This is a genomic window from Streptomyces sp. NBC_00425, assembly GCF_036030735.1.
GTDB lineage: Bacteria > Actinomycetota > Actinomycetes > Streptomycetales > Streptomycetaceae > Streptomyces.
Genome location: NZ_CP107928.1, coordinates 5,241,240 through 5,259,175, shown reverse-complemented (window position 1 = coordinate 5,259,175; position 17,936 = coordinate 5,241,240). Strand labels below are relative to the sequence as shown.

Sequence of the window (17,936 nt, the reverse complement as noted above, 5' to 3'; positions counted from 1 at the left end):
CGGGCTTCTCAGGGAGCACTCAGGGAGCTCTCATGGTCGAGCGACAAGCTTCCTTCCATGACCGAGAGCATCCGCCGCAGCGGCGAGTACGAGAACCCGTACCAGGCCCCGTACGAGGGCGCCCAGCAGCACGCCTCCTCCCCGGCGGCCCCGTCGCCGGCGACCCCCTCCCCGTCGGCCGCCTCCCCGGTGAACCCGGAGTGGCCTCCCCCGCCCGCTCACCGGCCCGTCGCCGCGCACGACCCGCAGCAGACCGCGCGGCAGCCGGTCCCGCAGCAGCAGACCGCGCAGCAGCCCGCACTCGACCCCGCCGCCGGATGGCAGGCCCCGGCGGCCCCGGGCGGCGACGGACACGGCGGACACCATGGTCACGGCGGCTACGGTGGCCACGGCGGTGGAACCGCTCTTCTCGCTCCCCCGGCCGCCGAGCCCGCTCCGCACGCCAGGAAGAAGCGCACCCGCGGTCCGCTCGCGCTGCTCGCCGCGGTGGCGATCGTCGCGGCCGCCATCGGGGGCGGCACCGCCTACGGCATCCAGGAGCTGACCGGCAAGGACGAGGTGGTCGCCACCTCCACCACCACCAGCGTGGTGCCCTCCAGCAAGACGGGCGACGTGGCCACCATCGCGGCAGCGGTCAGCCCGAGCGTCGTCGAGGTCAGCGCCACGCTCAGCAACGGGACGTCCACCGGGTCCGGCGTGATCATCACCAGCGGCGGCGAGGTCGTCACCAACAACCACGTCATATCCGGCGCGAACTCGATCAAGGTGACGACCAGCGACGGCAAGTCGTACACCGCCAAGGTCGTCGGCACGGACAGCAAGAAGGACCTCGCGCTCATCAAGCTGGAGAACGCCTCCGGCCTGAAGGCGGCGACCCTCGGCGACTCCGCCGGGGTCAAGGTCGGTGACACGGTCGTGGCGATCGGCTCCCCCGAGGGCCTGACCGGCACCGTCACCAGCGGCATCGTCTCCGCCCTGGACCGCGACGTGACCGTCTCCACCGACGAGAGCCAGGGCCAGCAGCAGCAGAGCGGCGGGGACGGCAACTGGCCGTTCCAGTTCGGCGGCCGGCAGTTCAACGGCGACACCGGCGAGTCCACCACGACGTACAAGGCGCTCCAGACGGACGCCTCCCTCAACCCCGGCAACTCCGGCGGCGCGCTCATCGACGCCGCGGGCGACATCATCGGCATCAACTCCGCGATGTACTCCGCCGCGGCCGACTCGTCCTCCTCCGACGCCGGCAGCGTCGGCCTCGGGTTCGCCATCCCGATCAACACCGTCAAGTCCGACCTCGCCACGCTGCGGGCCGGCGGCTCCGACAGCTGACCACCCACCGACCGAGCCAGGGAGCACGTCATGATCAAGCAGGTTTCGCACACGGTGACCGGATTCGGTGCGGCCGACCTCGGCCTGGCCCTCGACGTGGCGTACGAGCTGCACGCCCCGGCCCCGTCGACCCGCGCGCCGGAGGTGGCTCCGCAGCTCACCGGCCTGCGCGCCCCGGCCGGCCGGCCGCACGTGCGCAAGGTTCCGCTGAACCGGCTCGCGGCGATGCGCGGCTGATCACACCCCGCCCGCTCCGACCGCTCCATACGCGCCCGCCGGGAACCGTGCGAGGCTGAGGACGCTCACCACCTTCAGCACGACCTGCCTCCCGTCGTCCCACCGCACCCGAGGAATCCACGCCCATGAGCCCCGCCGAAGGCGACCGTGACACCCAGCGCATCCTGATCGTCGACGACGAGCCGGCGGTACGCGAGGCCCTGCAGCGCAGCCTGGCTTTCGAGGGCTACGACACCCAGGTCGCCGTGGACGGTGCGGACGCGCTCGAGAAGGCGACGGCCTACCGGCCCGACCTGGTGGTCCTGGACATCCAGATGCCGCGCATGGACGGTCTGACGGCGGCCCGCCGCATCCGGGGCGCGGGCGACACCACCCCCATCCTGATGCTGACGGCCCGTGACACGGTCGGCGACCGCGTCACCGGGCTCGACGCCGGCGCCGACGACTACCTGGTCAAGCCCTTCGAACTCGACGAGCTCTTCGCCCGGGTCCGGGCCCTGCTGCGGCGCAGCTCCTACGCGGCGACGTCCGGCGCGGGCGCGGTGCAGGAGGACGACGCGCTCACCTTCGCCGACCTGCGGATGGACCTCGCGACGCGGGAGGTGACGCGGGGCGGGCGGCCGGTCGAGCTGACCCGCACGGAGTTCACCCTCCTGGAGATGTTCATGGCGCACCCGCGCCAGGTCCTCACCCGCGAGCAGATCCTGAAGGCGGTCTGGGGCTTCGACTTCGAGCCGTCCTCCAACTCGCTGGACGTGTACGTGATGTACCTGCGCCGCAAGACGGAGGCGGGCGGCGAACCGCGCCTCGTGCACACCGTGCGAGGGGTCGGCTATGTGCTGCGACAGGGCGGGGCCGAGTGAACAGGGTCGTCCGGCGGCTGCGGACCCTGCCCATCCGGGCCCGGCTGTCGATGCTGGTCGCTGCCGCTGTGGCGTTCGCGGTGGCGGCGGTCTCGGTGACGTGCTGGTTCATCGTCCAGGGGAAACTGTACGACCAGGTCGACACGCAGTTGGACTCAGCCAACTTCAGACTGAACGAAGACCAGGTCACGGCCCTGTTGGCCGCCTGCCCGAAGAGCGTGACCGAGCCGTCCAGCAGTATGCGGCCCAGGGACTACTACATCCAGGTGGTGAAGGCGGACGGCACAGTCTGCGTCTTCTCCGACTCCGCAGGTGTCCTGAAGACGACCACCCACGACAGGCAGGTGGCGGCAGACCCCACGCTGGGAGTGCGCTCGTACCACGACAGCACCGACACCGATGGCAACGAAGTGCGGGTACGCACCGTACCCATCATGGTGGGATTTGGGCCCAACCCCGACGTCTATGCGGGCGCTGCACTCATGGTCGGCGTATCCCTCAAGGAAACCCAGTCCACCCTCAACGACCTCGCCCTCCTGCTCCTCCTCGTCTCCGGTATCGGGGTCGTCGGAGCCGGCGCCGCCGGGCTGGCGGTGGCCCGGGCGGGGCTGCGGCCCGTCGACAAGCTCACCGAGGCCGTCGAACACGTGGCCAGGACGGAGGACCTGAGCATCCGGATCCCCGTCGAGGACGAGACCGACGACGAGATCGCCCGGCTCTCCCGTTCCTTCAACTCGATGACCGCCTCCCTCGCCGACTCCCGGGAACTGCAGCAGCAGTTGATCGCGGACGCCGGGCACGAGCTGCGCACCCCGCTGACCTCGCTGCGCACCAACATCGAGCTCCTGACCCGCAGTGAGGAGACGGGCCGCCCGATCCCCGAAGCGGACCGGAAGGCGCTCCTCGCCTCCGTGAAGGCGCAGATGACCGAGCTGGCGTCACTCATCGGCGACCTCCAGGAACTGTCCCGTTCGGAAGGGCAGCGCGGCGAGCGCGTGCAGGTGGTGTCCTTCGAGGACACCGTGGAGTCGGCGCTGCGCCGGGCCCGGTTGCGCGGTCCTGAGCTGACCATCAGCGCGTCGCTGGAGTCCTGGTACACCCGGGCGGAGCCGGCCGCGCTGGAGCGGGCGGTGGTCAACATCCTGGACAACGCGGTGAAGTTCAGCCCCGAGGGCGGCACGATCGAGGTCCGTCTCGTCGACGGGACGCTGACCGTCCGCGATCACGGCCCCGGCATCCCGGCCGACGAACTCCCGCACGTCTTCGACCGCTTCTGGCGCTCCCCCGACGCGCGGGCCCTCCCCGGCTCCGGTCTCGGTCTGTCGATCGTCGCCCGCACCGTGGAAGAGGCGGGCGGCCAGGTCACGTTGGAGCGGGCGGACGGCGGTGGCACGGTGGCGACGGTCCGGCTGCCGGGGGCGCCGACCCCTCCGCCGGATACGCCGGGAGCGGGAGACGTGCCGGCGACGTCCTGAGGGTCCTCGGCAACCTTTTCCTTCCGTGCGGCGACCATGCCACGACCCGAACCCCCCACGGGTGGTCCCCTCCACGGAACGGAATCCCTCACATGAGCGATATCAGCGGCTCGCCCAGGCGTCGGCACCGCAAGCGCAGCAAGGCCCTCGCGCTGGGCGTCCCCCTCACCCTGACCGCGGCCGGCGCTCTCGCCTACGGCACGGATCTGGGCGCGTTCGGCAGCGCCGTGCAGCACACCGCCTCGGCCGCGACCGCGGCACCCGCCTGGGCGACCGCCTCCGCCGACGGCTTCGCGTCGGTCGACGCCCTGGGGCAGAACGGCACCTACGGCGGCCGGAACGGCAAGACCGTCACCGTGAAGACCCTCGCCGACCTGGAGAAGTACGCGACGGCCAGTGAGCCGTACGTCATCGTCGTGGCGGCCACGATCACCATGAATCCGGTCGGCAAGGAGATCAAGGTCCAGTCGGACAAGACGATCGTCGGGTCCGGGACCTCCGGGCAGATCGTCGGCGGCGGGTTCTTCCTCGGCCAGGGCGTCCACAACGTGATCATCCGGAACCTGACGATCCGGGACGCCTACCAGGGCGTCTGGAACGACAAGGAACACGACTTCGACGGCATCCAGATGGACGGGGCCCATCACGTCTGGATCGATCACAACGACATCCGGCACATGGCCGACGGGCTCATCGACAGCCGCAAGGACACCACCTACCTGACCGTCTCCTGGAACAAGCTGAGCCAGGACAACAAGGCGTTCGGCATCGGCTGGACCGCCAACGTCACCGCCGACATCACGATCCACCACAACTGGGTCCGCGAGACCGAGCAGCGCAACCCGTCCACGGACAACGTCGCCCACGCGCACCTGTACAACAACTTCCTGGAGGACGTGGCGGGGACGGACATCAAGTCGTCGTACGGCAACTACTCCCGCGGCGGGACGAACATGCTGCTGGAGAACTCCTACTTCCAGGGCATGACCAATCCCGTGGTCCGGGACACGACGGCGACCCTCGTCCAGCGCGGCAACCTGTTCTCCGGCACGAGCGGCAAGAACGAGAGCGGCGGGTCGGGCGCGGCCTGGAACCCCAAGACGTACTACCCGTACACGCTGGACAAGACGGCGGACGTCCCCACGCTCCTCAAGTCGGGCACGGGACCGCGCAGTTCCATCGGGACGACGACGTCGGCGGCCACGTCCGACGCCACCACGAAGGCGGCCGCGGCCACCACGCTCACCGTCGCCAAGGACGGCAGCGGGCAGTACACGACCGTGCAGGCCGCCGTGAACGCCGTACCGGCGAACAACCCCTCGCGCGTGGTGATCGCCGTCAAGCCGGGCACGTACCGCGAGCTGGTGAAGGTGCCGAGCAACAAGCCGCACGTCACCATCCAGGGCACCGGGGGCAGCCGCAAGGACACCACGATCGTCTACAACAACGCCTCGGGCACCCCCAAGCCCGGCGGAGGCACGTACGGCACCGGCGGCAGCGCGACCGTCGCCGTCGACGCGGACGACTTCCAGGCCCGCAACCTGACCGTCTCCAACGACTTCGACGAGGGCGCCCACCAGGACATCGCCGGCCAGGCGGTCGCCCTGCGCACCTCCGCCGACAAGGTGTTCCTGGACGGCATCATCGTCAGCGGCGACCAGGACACCCTGCTGGTGGACACCGCGTCCAAGGACAGGCTCGGCCGCGTCTACATGACGAACTCCTACGTGATCGGCAACGTCGACTTCATCTTCGGCCGCGCCACCGCCGTGATCGACAAGTCCGTCATCACGCTGAAGAAGCGCTTCAACGGCACCTCGGCCGGCTACGTCACCGCTCCCAGCACCGCCGCCGGGCGCAAGGGCATCCTCATCGCCGACACCACGATCGGCGGGGACGTCTCCGACCGCAGCTTCTACCTCGGCCGCCCCTGGCACGCCGGCGGAGACGCGAGCCTCGACCCGCAGACCACCGTCCGCAACAGCACGCTGAGCGCCGCGATCAGGACCGCGCCCTGGACCGACATGAGCGGCTTCTCGTGGAAGGACGACCGGTTCGCCGAGTACCGGAACAAGGGCGCGGGCGCCGGCGCGGCCGGCGCCGACCGCCCCCAGCTCTCCGACGCCCAGGCCGCCGGCCAGGAGGTCGTGGACTGGCTCGGCGGCTGGACCCCCAGCGCGTCCTGAACCGTCGCGGCGGGGCCGGCGAACCGGCCCGTACGCCGAAGAGGCGGCCGCGTCGGTGACGCGGCCGCCTCTTGTCACGGCAGAACCGGTGGTACGAAGAGCTGGGTGTCACGAAGAACCGGGTGCCACCGAGAGCCGGGTGCCACCGAGAGCCGGGTGCTACTGCACGATCGTGATCCGGTTCGTCGCCGGCGGCGCGATCGGGCCCGCCGCCGAGGAGTTGGCGAGCAGGTACTGCTCGAGGGCCGACAGGTCGTCGGCGCCGACGAGGTCGTTCGTGCCCTGGCCCAGCGTCGGGAAGCCGTCGCCGCCGCCCGCGAGGAAGCTGTTCGTCGCGACGCGGTAGGTCGCGGCCGGGTCGACCGCCACCCCGTCGACCTTCACGGAGTCCGCGACGACACGGTCCGCGCCGGCCTTCGTCAGGTCCAGCGTGTACGTCAGGTCGGAGGACGGCTGCAGGATCTTCGGCGCGCTCGCGTTCGTGCCGCTCACCTGCTCCTTGAGGACCTGGATCAGCTGGGCGCCGGTGAAGCTCTGCAGGTTCACGGTGTTGGAGAACGGCTGCACGGTGAAGCCCTCGGCGTAGGTGACCACGCCGTCGCCCTCCGCGCCCTTGGCCGCGTAGGTGAGGCCGGCCCGCACGCCGCCCGGGTTCATCAGCGCGAGGTCGGTGTCCGCGTCGAGCTTCTTGCCGTACCAGAGCTGGGCGTCCGCGATCAGGTCGCCCATCGGGGACTCGGTGCCCGTGTTCGGGACGTCCGCCGAGATGTAGCCGATCGCGCGGTTGCCGATCGGCGCCGCCAGCGTGTTCCACCTGCTGATCAGCTCGGTCATGTCGGGCGCCTTGGCGACGGTCCGGGTGACCACGTGGTTCGCCGACTTGACCGCCGTGCGGGCGATGTCGCCGGTGTAGCGGTCGTACGTCAGCGTGGTGTCCGTGTACAGACGGCCGAACGACGCGGCCGAGGTGACCGTGCGCGGCTTGCCCGACGGGTCCGGGATCGTGCAGGCGTAGGCCGCGTGCGTGTGGCCCGTCACCAGGGCGTCCACCGCCGGTGTGACGTTCTTCGCGATGTCGACGATCGGACCGGAGATGCCGGCGCCCGCGCCCGGCGAGTCACAGTTGTAGTTGTAGGCGCCCGAGGCCGGCAGACCGCCCTCGTGGATCAGCGCCACGATCGACTTCACGCCCTGCTTCTGCAGCACCTTGGCGTACTTGTTGATCGTCTCGACCTCGTCCTTGAACTTGAGGCCCTTGACGCCCTCGGCGGACACCACGCCCGGAGTGTCCTCCAGCGTCACGCCGATGAAGCCGATCTTGACGTCCTTCTTCTTCCACACCCAGTACGGCTTCAGGATCGGCTTGCCGGACTTCTCGTTCAGGACGTTCGCCGCGAGGTACGGGAAGTCGGCGCCCCGGAACTTCTTGCCGTTGTAGCAGCCGTCCGTCGGGTGACAACCGCCGTTCTGCAGCCGGCCCAGTTCCCGGGCGCCCTCGTCGAACTCGTGGTTGCCCACGGACGTGACGTCCAGGTCGAGCTTGTTCAGCGCCTCGATGGTGGGCTCGTCGTGGAAGAGGCCCGAGATCAGCGGCGAGGCGCCGACCATGTCGCCGCCGGCCGCGGTGACCGAGTACGCGTTGCCCTTGCGGGCCTCGCGCAGATGCGTGGCCAGGTACTCCACGCCGCCGGCGTCGATCGTCTTCGTCGTGCCGTCCGCCTGCAGCTCGGTGACACGGCCGGAGGAACCGGACGGGGGCTCGAGGTTGCCGTGCAGGTCGTTGAAGGACAGCAGCTGCACGTCCTGGTAGCGGCTGGGCCGCGGCTTGGAGTGCGTGCCCTCGTGAGCGTCCGCCGGAAGCGCGGCGGCGAGGGCCCCTGCGGTGGCGAGAACGGCGGAGGCCGCGACGAGACGGTACGTGCGGCGGCGGCCGCGTCTGTCGCTCGGCTGCGGCTGGGAAGTGGCTGGCATGCGCCCCCCTGTGGATCGGCTGGAATTCAGTGGCTCCCGTCCGGCGCAGCCTAAGGTCAACGCGCGTAGCGCGACAGGGGGTTCGTGGTTACAACCTGGTTTCCCCTTGCCCTGTCCTTTGCCCCCGTTTTGCGGCAACCGCCCTTTACCCTCGACGCATGACCAGCGACGACACCGCACGGCTCCCCGGCTCCCGATCCATCGAGACCCACTCCGCGCTCTCCCCCGGACAGACCGAGGCAGTCCTCGCCCTGCTCGCCGAGGCCGCCCGGTCGGACGGCCAGCAGGCGGTGTCCGAACAGGGACGACTGCAACTGCGCGGCGGGTCCCGCGAGGGCGTCTCCCACCTCGTCCTGACCGTCGGGGACGAACTCGTCGGCTACGCCCAGCTCGAGGACACCGACCCCGTCGAGGCCCCCGCCGCCGAACTGGTCGTGCACCCCTCGCACCGCGGCCACGGCCACGGGCGCGCGCTCGGCTCCGCCCTGCTCGCCGCCTCCGGCAAGCGGCTTCGGGTGTGGGCCCACGGCGGCCACTCCGCGGCCCGCCACCTCGCCCAGGTCCTCGGCCTCACGCTGTTCCGCGAACTGCGGCAGATGCGGAGGTCGTTGACCGACCTGGAGCTGCCCGACCCGGTGCTGCCCGCGGGCGTGACGGTCCGTGCCTTCGTGCCCGGACGGGACGACTCCGCCTGGCTCGCCGTCAACGCCGCCTCCTTCGCCCACCATCCCGAGCAGGGCTCCCTCACCCAGCGCGACCTCGACGACCGTCGGTCCGAGCCCTGGTTCGACCCGGCCGGCTTCTTCCTCGCCTTCCGCGGCGACACGCTCGTCGGGTTCCACTGGACGAAGGTCCACGCACAGGAGCAGCTCGGCGAGGTGTACGTCCTCGGCGTCGCACCCGGCGCGCAGGGCGGCGGGCTCGGCAAGGCCCTCACCACGATCGGCCTGCGGCACCTCGCGGCACAGGGTCTGCCGACCGCGATGCTGTACGTCGACGCCGACAACAAGGCGGCGGTGTCGGTCTACGAGCGTCTGGGCTTCCTGACCCATGAGACGGACCTGATGTACCGCACCGAGACGTGACCCCCGACGACGACCGCCCCCCGAGCCCACGCCCCCCCGAACAGCCGGACCACAAACGGGCCCCGGGTGTCGTCACCCGGGGTCCCCGCACGCGGTCATGGTTCGGGGGCGTCGGACTCAGTCGCCGGTCGGTGCGGGCCGTCTGACGGGTATTCGCGGCCGGCGTCGGACCGGTTCCCGGGTCGCTGTCACGCACACCGTCAGCGTGAGCGCCAGCACGGCCGCCCATCGGAGCTGGGTCGCCTGCCACCCGGGGTCGGCCGGTGTGCCCAGCAGACCCCAGCGGTCGGGGACCAGGAGCGTCACCCCCGCCGCCACTCCCAGCCGGACGGCCGCGCCCTTGCCCACTTCGGCCGCCTCCGTGAAGCGGACGGCGAGGGTGGCCAGGGCGAGGGCCGCGCAGGCCGTGGCCGCGGCTTCGACGGTGGCCGGGGTCAGGGCCGGGCGGCTCGGGGCCGGCACGAGAAGCACGGCCGCCGTCCACCACAGAGCCGCGACGGGCGCGGCGAGAGCCAGGCGCAGGGCGGCCCGGAAGGCCCGGCCCACCGGCGTCGCCGCGGTCGTGCGGCGGGCCGGGTCGTCCAGCAGGAAGGCAAGGCCGAGGGCACCGGTGAGCGCCGTGAGGCGCAGCACCAGCCGGCCAAGTTCGGGATCGGGCGCCCGGTCGGGGAGGCGAACGGTGCTCGCCATGAGCAGGCCCAGCCCGCCGGCCGCGATCAGCGCCCGCCAGGGGAGGCTGCGCCACACCGGGACCGCCAGGGCGCGCAGCGTCACTCCTCGCACGACTGCGCCTCCGTCTCCTGCGGCGCCTCGACGCCCAGCAGCTTCGCCGCCTCGGCCGGGGACGTCGCCGTGGACGTCAGTTCCGCCCAGTGGGCCTTGACCCGGGCGGTCACCTCGGCGCGCGGACGGGCCAGGAGTTCGCGGACCACCGTCGTCTGCGCCGCCGTCATGCTCAGTCCGTTCGTCGGCGCGAGGACCGAGCCCGAGCCCTCCGTGCTGTCGCTCAGACGCACGCGCCGGAAGGTGTCCGACGGCGTCGGGTCGGCGCCCAGGACCAGCCACATGATCGTGACCGGTCGGGCGTCGCGGCACATCTCCTGCTCGGTCGCCGCCTCGGTGCCGGCCACCAGGACGGTCGCGACGCCGACGGCGAACTCCGGGACGCGGTTGCCGCCCCAGCGGGTGCCGACCGTGACCTGGCCGGGAACGGCGGAGGGCGTGAGGGTGGCGTCGGCCTCCACTCCGTCCCGGGCGTCGATGTGCTGGCGGACCGTCAGCGAGGCTTTCGCCGCTTCGCCGCCCGCGAGCGAGCGGACCCGCTCGACGACCCCGGCCCACTCGGACCGCACCCCGTTCCACTCGGGGAAGGCGCAGTACCGCGAACCGTCGTGGGTCGTACACGACTGGACCTTCTGCGGGGAGTCGGAGGCCGTCGTGCGAGCCGCGGCCAGGCCCGCCGTGTCCTGCGAGGACTGGCCGATCGCGCCGGTCACGACAGCCGCCAGCGCGAGGGCCGTCGCCGCCTTGACGGCTCGGGTGCGGCCGCCGGCCTGCAGCAGCGCCGCGCAGGCCAGCACGACGCACAGCGCCGTCACGTACAGCGCGTGCCAGCCGGCGGGGCGGCCCAGCAGATCGGAGGGCACCGGATCGCCGCTCGTGTCGGCCGAGAAGTCCACCGGCGAGAGCCAGCCCGTCGACGTGCCCTCCGGGTTGAGCGACGAGGCCAAGAGCGCGACGACGAAGAAGGCGATGACGAACAGCAGCGGGACGAACGTGGACGGCAGCAGCCGGGCCAGCAGCACCCCGACGACGCCGGCGAAGAGCACGGTCAGCGGGCCGACGGCGAGTTCTCCGAACGAACCGTGCCCGATGGCGCCGGGCTTGTGCGCCTCCCATCCGAACTCGACCGCGACGACGACCGCGGTGAGTGCCACGTACGGCAGCACGGACAGCAGATGCGCGAGGACGCGCCGCCACGGCTCCATGGCCAGGACGCCCAGCTGCTGCACCGTGTCGTGCTTGCGCGAGCGCAGCGCGGCCGCGTTGACGCAGATGAGCACGGCGACGGCGAACAGCAGCGGGGATCCCTGGCCGCGCCGGTCGACCGTGTTGAGGACCGGGTAGGCGTCCATGCCGTCCTTGCTCATCAGCCGCAGGACGACGAGGCCGGCGTACAGGACGAAGAAGACCAGCACCGGGATCTGATACAGCAGTTCGCGGGCCTCGAAGCGGGCGAGGTCGAGGACCGCTCGGGTGCGGCGGGCCTCGCGCGGCGGTTCCGCGAGCGTGCGGGCGGGCTCGTCGAGCGTCGCGGTCGTGGCGCTCATGCCGCCGCCTCCGCGCTCTCGCCGTCGAGGACGAGCAGGTAGCCGTCCTCGAGGGTCGGTTCGACGAGGTCGGCGCCCTCGGGCGGTTCGCCGACGTTGCGGAACGTGCCGGCGCCGGTGCGCCAGCCGGCCAGGGCGCTCGGGTCACGGTGCGTGGCGCTCCAGACCCGGCCGGCGGCACGGGCGGTCAGCTCGGCCGGGGTGCCCTCGAAACGGACCCGGCCGCCGGCCAGGACGATCACCCGGTGGCAGAGCATCGCCACGTCCTCGGTCTGGTGGGTGGACAGCAGAACGGTGCGGCCCTCGCCGGCCTGGGCGATCAGCTCGCGAAACCGCATGCGCTGTTCGGGGTCGAGACCGACGGTCGGTTCGTCCAGCACGAGGAAGCCGGGTTCGCCGACGAGCGCGGCGGCCAGGGCGACGCGCTGCCGCATGCCTCCGGAGAGCCGCTTGAGACGGTTGCCGCGCACGTCGGAGAGATCGACGGCGTCCAGCACGCGCCGCACCTCGCGGTGCCGGGCGGCGCGGTCGGTGAGCTCCTTCAGGATCGCCACGTAGTCGACGAAGTCGAAGGCGGTGAAGTCCGGGTGGAAGCCGGGGGTCTGGGGCAGATAGCCGAGCGTGCGGCGCAGGGCGAGACGGCCGGACGCGGTGCCGGGGTCGTGGCCGAGGGCGGTGAAGCGCCCGCCGTCCGGCGGCACGGCCGTGGCCAGCACCCGCAACAGCGTCGTCTTCCCGGCCCCGTTCGGCCCGAGGAGGCCGGTGACGCCACGGCCCAGCCGCAGTGAGACGCCGTCCAGGGCACGGGTCCCCCCGAAGCGCAGGGACAGATCGACGGCCGTCACGGTGGCGGGCCCGGAAACGGATCCCGGCGCGGGCCCGGAGAAAGATCCCGGGGTGGGGTCGGAGGCGGGGCCCGGGGTGGGCGTGGTGGTCATGCGAGGTCTCCTGGAGATCCGGAGGGAGGTCGGGGACGGGGCTCGACGGAACGGGGGCCGGGTCATCCGACGCCGTCGGCCGGGAAGCCGCCCAGGGGGCGGGTGTCGAAGCGGTCGCGGGTCCGGTGGAGCAGCAGGCCGGCGAGGACGGCCACCGTGGCCGCGGCGCACTGGCCTGCCGTCGTGAACGGGGCGAGCGTGTCGTGCGGGTGCGTCTGGGCCCTGGCCACCGCCAGCACCGCGACCCAGGCGATGCCGACCAGGGAGGGCCCCACGACCGGTCCCAGCCGGGCGGTCAGCGCGAGGCCGGTCGCGGTGATGGCGAGCGCGGGCAGCAGCCACGCCAGTGCCAGCAGCCCGTATCCCGGCAGGGCCAGCGTGGCCAGGCCGTTGAACGCCAGACCCGCCGTGAGCACCGCGACCGTACGGATCATGAGCAGCCGGAAGCCGTGTGTCGGGGCGACGACGGCCATCTCGTAGGTCGGGTCGAGGGAGGGGCCGTACGACAGCGCGACCCCGGCGAGCGGGAGCAGCGGGGCCAGCGCCAGGAACAGTGCCGGCTGGTCCGCGAGGCGCACCGCCAGCACCGTCATGGCCAGGAGGAACAGCACCGACAGCAGCCAGGACCGGCGGAGCACCGGGGTCGCCGCGAGCAGCCTCGCGGTGTGGTCGGCCACTCCGAGCCGCACCAGCAGCCGCTCGAGCAGGCTGGGCCGCGGCGCGTCCAGCTCGGCGTCCAGCCGCTCCCATGCGGCGTCCAGCGCGACCGGGTCGGCGGCTTCCGCCAGGCGGGCCCGGCACCGCGCGCATCCGGTCAGATGGGTGTCGGCCGACCACAGCAGCGGCGGCGCCAGCGCGCCCTGCGCGTAGGCGCGCAGATCCTCTTCTGCCACGTGCCACGTCATGCCCGTGTCTCCCTCGGCCGTTCGTCGCCCGCGCGGCCGCGCAGGTCTCTTCCGCGGACGTACCGCCTCATGCCAGCGCCTCCCGCAGGTGCTTGCGGGCACGCAGGGCCCGCGTCTTGACGGTGCCGGGCGGGATGCCGAGCAGTACGGCCGCCTCCCGGGTGGTGAGACCGTCGATGACGGTCGCCTGCAGGACGGCCCGCAGCTCCGGCGAGAGGCGGGTGAGGGCCCCGGCGAGGTCCCCGTGCTCCACCCCCGCGAGCACGCGTTCCTCCGCCGAGGCCTCGTCCCGGTGGCGCAGACGGGACAGCGCCTGGCGCAGCCTGCCGCGCGCCCCGTCACCGCGCAGGGCGTCGACCAGCCGGCGTGCGGCGATGCGCCACAGCCAGCCGGCGGCGTCGTCGGAGAAGCCCTCCTCGCGATGGCGGGCGGTGCCGCGCCACACCGCGAGGAACGTCTCCTGGACGACGTCGTCGACTATCCCCGCGTCGGCGCAGCGGCCGCGCATGCGCGCGGTCAGCCAGGGCGCGTACCGCCGGTACAGCTCCTCGAAGGCAGGACGGTCCCGGTCCGCCGCGATGGCCCGCAGCAGCTCCCCGTCGCTTCTCGTCTCGCTCACATCACCTCATCGGATCGACCCCGCCGATCGGTTCACGATCCGTCGCACGATTTTCCGCGCACCCCGCCCCGACCCGTTCACAAGTTCACCGTTCACCCGTTCGAACCCTTCCGACCCTCGCGGGCCGCCCCCCGATATCCCGCACGCCATGTCGCCGTAACCGTCGGTTAAGACGACCTTGCGACGCTCGGTCGATGAAGCCCGCCGTGCCCGAGCCTTCGCCGCCTCCCGAGGGACATCAGCCCCGCGGAGGCTCCGTCTCGATCCCGCCAGCACGTTCCGACGCGCCTGTCCCGCTGTTCGCGCGGAACAATGGGTCCATGAGCCAGTCAGACACCCAGGCCGAGGTCCAGCACGCGCAGCCCTCCGTGGGCTCCATAGCCGCGCACCGCCCGCACACCGTGGCTGCCGTCGTCTCCGATCTGGAGCCCGACATCGACGCCGACCTCGACACGTACGAGGAGGCCCCCTACGACGGTCCGGAGCTGCCGCAGGGTCGTTTCCTCGACCGGGAGCGCAGCTGGCTCGCGTTCAACGAGCGGGTCCTGGAACTCGCCGAGGACCCCGACACGCCCCTGCTCGAGCGGGCGAACTTCCTGGCCATCTTCGCCAGCAACCTGGACGAGTTCTTCATGGTCCGGGTGGCCGGACTGAAGCGCCGCATCGCCACCGGCGTCGCCACCCGCTCCGCCTCCGGTCTCCAGCCGCGCGAGGTGCTGGAGATGATCTGGGCCCGCTCGCGCGAGCTCATGGCCCGGCACGCCGCGACCTACCACGAGGACATCGCCCCCGCGCTCGCGGAGGAGGGCATCCACCTCGTCCGCTGGAACGAGCTGACGGAGAAGGAGCAGGCCCGCCTCTTCACCCTGTTCCGGCACCAGATCTTCCCGGTCCTCACGCCCCTCGCCGTCGACCCCGCGCACCCCTTCCCGTACATCTCGGGTCTCTCGCTCAACCTCGCGGTCGTCGTGCGCAACCCGGTCAGCGGCCACAAGCACTTCGCGCGCGTCAAGGTGCCGCCGCTGCTGTCCCGCTTCCTGGAGAGCTCCCCCGGCCGGTACGTCCCCATCGAGGACGTCATCGGCGCCCACCTGGAGGAGCTGTTCCCGGGCATGGAGGTGCTGGAGCACCACGCCTTCCGCCTCACCCGCAACGAGGACCTCGAGGTCGAGGAGGACGACGCCGAGAACCTGCTCCAGGCCCTGGAGAAGGAGCTCATGCGACGCCGCTTCGGGCCGCCGGTGCGCCTGGAGGTCGAGGAGTCCATCGACCGCGAGGTGCTCGACCTGCTGGTGCGCGAGCTGAAGATCAGCGAGGCCGAGGTCTACCCGTTGCCGGGCCCGCTCGACCTCACCGGCCTCTTCCGCATCAGCGGCCTCGACCGGTCCGAGCTGAAGTACAAGAAGTTCATCGCCGGCACCCACCGCGACCTCGCGGAGGTCGAGTCGGCGTCGCCGCCGGACATCTTCGCCGCCCTGCGCAGCCGGGACGTCCTGCTGCACCACCCGTACGACTCCTTCTCGACGTCCGTGCAGGCGTTCCTGGAGCAGGCGGCGCTGGACCCGGACGTCCTCGCCATCAAGCAGACCCTGTACCGCACCTCGGGCGACTCCCCGATAGTGGACGCGCTCATCGAGGCCGCCGAGTCGGGCAAGCAGGTCCTCGTCCTGGTCGAGATCAAGGCCCGCTTCGACGAGCACGCCAACATCAAGTGGGCGCGCAAGCTGGAGGAGGCCGGCTGCCACGTCGTCTACGGCCTCGTCGGTCTGAAGACCCACTGCAAGCTGTCGCTGGTGGTCCGCCAGGAAGGCGACACGCTGCGGCGCTACTGCCACGTCGGCACCGGCAACTACCACCCGAAGACGGCCCGGCTCTACGAGGACCTCGGTCTGCTCACCGCCGACCCGCAGGTCGGCGCGGACCTCTCCGACCTCTTCAACCGGCTCTCCGGCTACTCCCGCCGTGAGACCTACCGACGCCTGCTCGTCGCCCCCAAGTCGTTGCGCGACGGTCTGATCTCACGGGTCGACAAGGAGATCCAGCACCACCGCGCCGGACGGCCCGCACACGTCCGCATCAAGGTCAACTCCATCGTGGACGAGGCGCTCATCGACTCCCTCTACCGGGCGTCGCAGGCGGGCGTGCCGGTCGACGTCTGGGTGCGCGGCATCTGCGCGGTGCGCCCGGGTGTGCCGGGCCTGTCGGAGAACATCCGGGTCCGCTCCATCCTCGGCCGCTTCCTCGAGCACTCCCGCGTGTTCGGCTTCGGCAACGGCGGGGAGCCGGAGGTGTGGATCGGCAGCGCCGACATGATGCACCGCAACCTCGACCGCCGTATCGAAGCCCTGGTCAGGGTCACCGACCCGGCACACCGGGCGACGCTGAACCGGTTCCTGGAGACGGGCATGTCCGACGCCACCGCCTCCTGGCACCTCGGCCCCGACGGCGAGTGGACCCGGCACGCGACCGACGCGGAAGGCGGCCCCCTGCGCAACGTCCAGGAGATGCTCATAGACGCCCGGAGGCGCCGGCGTGGCACAGCGACACCATGACCTGACGGCCTCGGCCTCCGCGGCCGGGCCCGTCAACACGGGGGACGCCCTCGAGGGCTACCTGCGGGCCCAGGCCACGGAGTTCCTCCGTGCGCTGCGCCAGCACCGGGAGGCGGGGAGCGCGGCGTCGGCGTCGCACGGCACGTCGCACTCCCCGGTGAGCGGCGCGGAGGAACGGAACGACGCGGCGCGCGCCCTGCGCCGCTCGGCCCGCCGCATCAGCGGCAGTCTGCACACCTTCCGCCCCCTGCTCGACGCCGAGTGGTCGCAGGCACTCCGGTCGGAACTGTCCTGGCTGTCCGCCACGTTGGCGCTGGAGCACGCCTACGGCGCCCGGCTGGAACGCCTGCTGCTCGCACTGAACCGCCTGTCCGGCGCCGCCCCGCAGCCGACGGCGGCACTGGTACCGCCGCCCGCGGCCGCCCCGGCCGCCCCCAGCACACCGGGCACACCGGGCACACCGGGCGTCCCCGCCACACCGTCGGCGCCCGGCGCTCCCGTCCTGCCCGACCTCCCTCCTCACCCGATCAGCGCGGCGCACGCACCCACCGCGCCCGCCGCGGCCGACGCACGCACCGCGCGGGGCGCGGGCGGCCCGCAGGGCGGGACCCTCACCGCCGCACCGACCGGCACCGACGCCCGCACCACGACCGCCTCGCCCGCCGACACCGCCTCCCGCGCCGACACGGCCCCGCGCGCCGCGGGCGCCCGTCCCGCCGCCGCGCGGCCCGCGACCCCGTCGTCCTCGTCGACCGCCTCCGCGCCCGCCGACCGCGGCAACCTCACCGTCGGTGCGGCGAAGGCCGGCGCCCTTCTGGACCGTCAGCTCACCCTCGCCCGCACGCGGGCCCACTCCACCGCGCTCCAGGCCCTCGGCTCCTCCCGCTTCCACGCCGTCGCGGACAGGGCCGCCGTCCTCGCCAGCGAGGTCCCCCTCACGCCGGCCGCCTCCGCCACCGATCTGCGCCCCTTCGCCGCCGCGGCCGAGGAACGCCTCGCCGACGCCGTCGCCGCGCTGCCGCTGATCACTGCGGGCAGCCCGTACAACGCGGAGGCCCTGATCCACGGCCTCTCCGCGGATGCGGCCCCGCACCCGCAGGACGCGCCCTGGCACCACGTCCGTCTCCTGTTGCGTCTGCACCGGTACGCGTGCGAGGTCCTCGGCGGACCGGACGCTGCGCCGCACGACGTCCGCCTGCCGGCCGCCGGCGCCGCCCTCGACCGGCACCGGGACGCCTCGGAGGCTGCCGCCGCGGCGGCGCAGGCGGCCCGCACGCCCCGGATCGCGCCCGCGACTGCGTACGCGCTCGGCGTGCTGCACGCGGACCAGCGGCACGAGGTGGAGGCGGCACGGTACGCGTTCCAGCGCTCCTGGCAGAGACATCCCGTCACGACCACCTGACCGACCCGACCGCACACCCCCTATCCGACAGGCGGTGACCACCG

General features: G+C 72.4%; 14 protein-coding genes. 8 read left to right on the top strand and 6 right to left on the bottom strand.

The annotated features are described in order from the left end of the window. Window positions 1-57 precede the first annotated feature (57 nt). The 5 genes from OHS82_RS22680 to OHS82_RS22660 all read left to right on the top strand — a co-directional run bounded on the left by OHS82_RS22680 (window position 58) and on the right by OHS82_RS22660 (window position 6,090). On the top strand, window positions 58-1,329 hold the full coding sequence (locus OHS82_RS22680; RefSeq protein WP_057579275.1) for a S1C family serine protease: 1,272 nt from the start codon (window positions 58-60) through the stop codon (window positions 1,327-1,329). 30 nt (window positions 1,330-1,359) lie between these two features. Then, a complete protein-coding gene (locus OHS82_RS22675; RefSeq protein WP_057579277.1) occupies window positions 1,360-1,566 on the top strand; it encodes a hypothetical protein in 207 nt (68 codons plus the stop codon). A gap of 125 nt (window positions 1,567-1,691) precedes the next feature. Beyond that, window positions 1,692-2,429, top strand: a complete 738-nt coding sequence (locus tag OHS82_RS22670) for a response regulator transcription factor (RefSeq protein WP_057579280.1) — start codon at window positions 1,692-1,694, stop codon at window positions 2,427-2,429. Next, entirely contained in the window at window positions 2,426-3,904 is a 1,479-nt protein-coding gene (locus OHS82_RS22665; protein ID WP_057579282.1) for a HAMP domain-containing sensor histidine kinase, read from the top strand. Before OHS82_RS22670 ends, OHS82_RS22665 begins: the two co-directional genes overlap by 4 nt. A 92-nt stretch (window positions 3,905-3,996) precedes the next feature. Continuing rightward, window positions 3,997-6,090, top strand: coding sequence for a pectinesterase family protein (locus tag OHS82_RS22660; RefSeq protein WP_057579284.1), 2,094 nt, complete (start codon window positions 3,997-3,999; stop codon window positions 6,088-6,090). Between the two features lie 159 nt (window positions 6,091-6,249). On the opposite strand, the gene OHS82_RS22655 is transcribed toward OHS82_RS22660, so the two are convergent. Then, window positions 6,250-8,061 (bottom strand): bifunctional metallophosphatase/5'-nucleotidase, encoded by a 1,812-nt coding sequence (locus OHS82_RS22655; protein ID WP_057579286.1) that lies wholly within the window; start codon window positions 8,059-8,061, stop codon window positions 6,250-6,252. Between the two features lie 158 nt (window positions 8,062-8,219). Here OHS82_RS22655 and mshD point away from each other — a divergent pair, with 158 nt between their 5' ends. Beyond that, window positions 8,220-9,146, top strand: a complete 927-nt coding sequence (gene mshD, locus OHS82_RS22650; RefSeq protein WP_057579289.1) for a mycothiol synthase — start codon at window positions 8,220-8,222, stop codon at window positions 9,144-9,146. A gap of 117 nt (window positions 9,147-9,263) precedes the next feature. Here mshD and OHS82_RS22645 read toward each other — a convergent pair whose 3' ends face one another. The 5 genes from OHS82_RS22645 to OHS82_RS22625 form a co-directional block, all read right to left on the bottom strand. Continuing rightward, window positions 9,264-9,929 carry an ABC transporter gene (locus OHS82_RS22645; RefSeq protein ID WP_328434369.1) on the bottom strand — a complete coding sequence of 222 codons (666 nt, stop codon included), beginning with the start codon at window positions 9,927-9,929 and terminating at the stop codon, window positions 9,264-9,266. After that, window positions 9,917-11,476, bottom strand: a complete 1,560-nt coding sequence (locus tag OHS82_RS22640; RefSeq protein WP_328434368.1) for an ABC transporter permease — start codon at window positions 11,474-11,476, stop codon at window positions 9,917-9,919. The genes OHS82_RS22645 and OHS82_RS22640 overlap by 13 nt, the downstream gene beginning before the upstream one ends. Next, complete coding sequence (locus OHS82_RS22635; RefSeq protein ID WP_079041289.1) at window positions 11,473-12,414, bottom strand: ABC transporter ATP-binding protein; 942 nt, start codon at window positions 12,412-12,414, stop codon at window positions 11,473-11,475. The genes OHS82_RS22640 and OHS82_RS22635 overlap by 4 nt, the downstream gene beginning before the upstream one ends. Before the next feature lie 62 nt (window positions 12,415-12,476). Beyond that, the gene (locus OHS82_RS22630; protein WP_328434367.1) at window positions 12,477-13,319 is read right to left on the bottom strand and encodes a zf-HC2 domain-containing protein; all 843 of its coding nucleotides are present in this window, start codon (window positions 13,317-13,319) and stop codon (window positions 12,477-12,479) included. Window positions 13,320-13,386: 67 nt separating this feature from the next. Then, window positions 13,387-13,938 (bottom strand): RNA polymerase sigma factor, encoded by a 552-nt coding sequence (locus OHS82_RS22625; protein WP_057579299.1) that lies wholly within the window; start codon window positions 13,936-13,938, stop codon window positions 13,387-13,389. Window positions 13,939-14,258: 320 nt separating this feature from the next. Here OHS82_RS22625 and OHS82_RS22620 point away from each other — a divergent pair, with 320 nt between their 5' ends. Both OHS82_RS22620 and OHS82_RS22615 read left to right on the top strand, forming a co-directional pair. Further along, window positions 14,259-16,490 carry an RNA degradosome polyphosphate kinase gene (locus OHS82_RS22620; protein WP_057579301.1) on the top strand — a complete coding sequence of 744 codons (2,232 nt, stop codon included), beginning with the start codon at window positions 14,259-14,261 and terminating at the stop codon, window positions 16,488-16,490. Then, window positions 16,471-17,892: a CHAD domain-containing protein gene (locus tag OHS82_RS22615; RefSeq protein WP_328434366.1), complete on the top strand. Its 1,422-nt coding sequence runs from the start codon at window positions 16,471-16,473 to the stop codon at window positions 17,890-17,892. The genes OHS82_RS22620 and OHS82_RS22615 overlap by 20 nt, the downstream gene beginning before the upstream one ends. Window positions 17,893-17,936 lie beyond the last annotated feature (44 nt).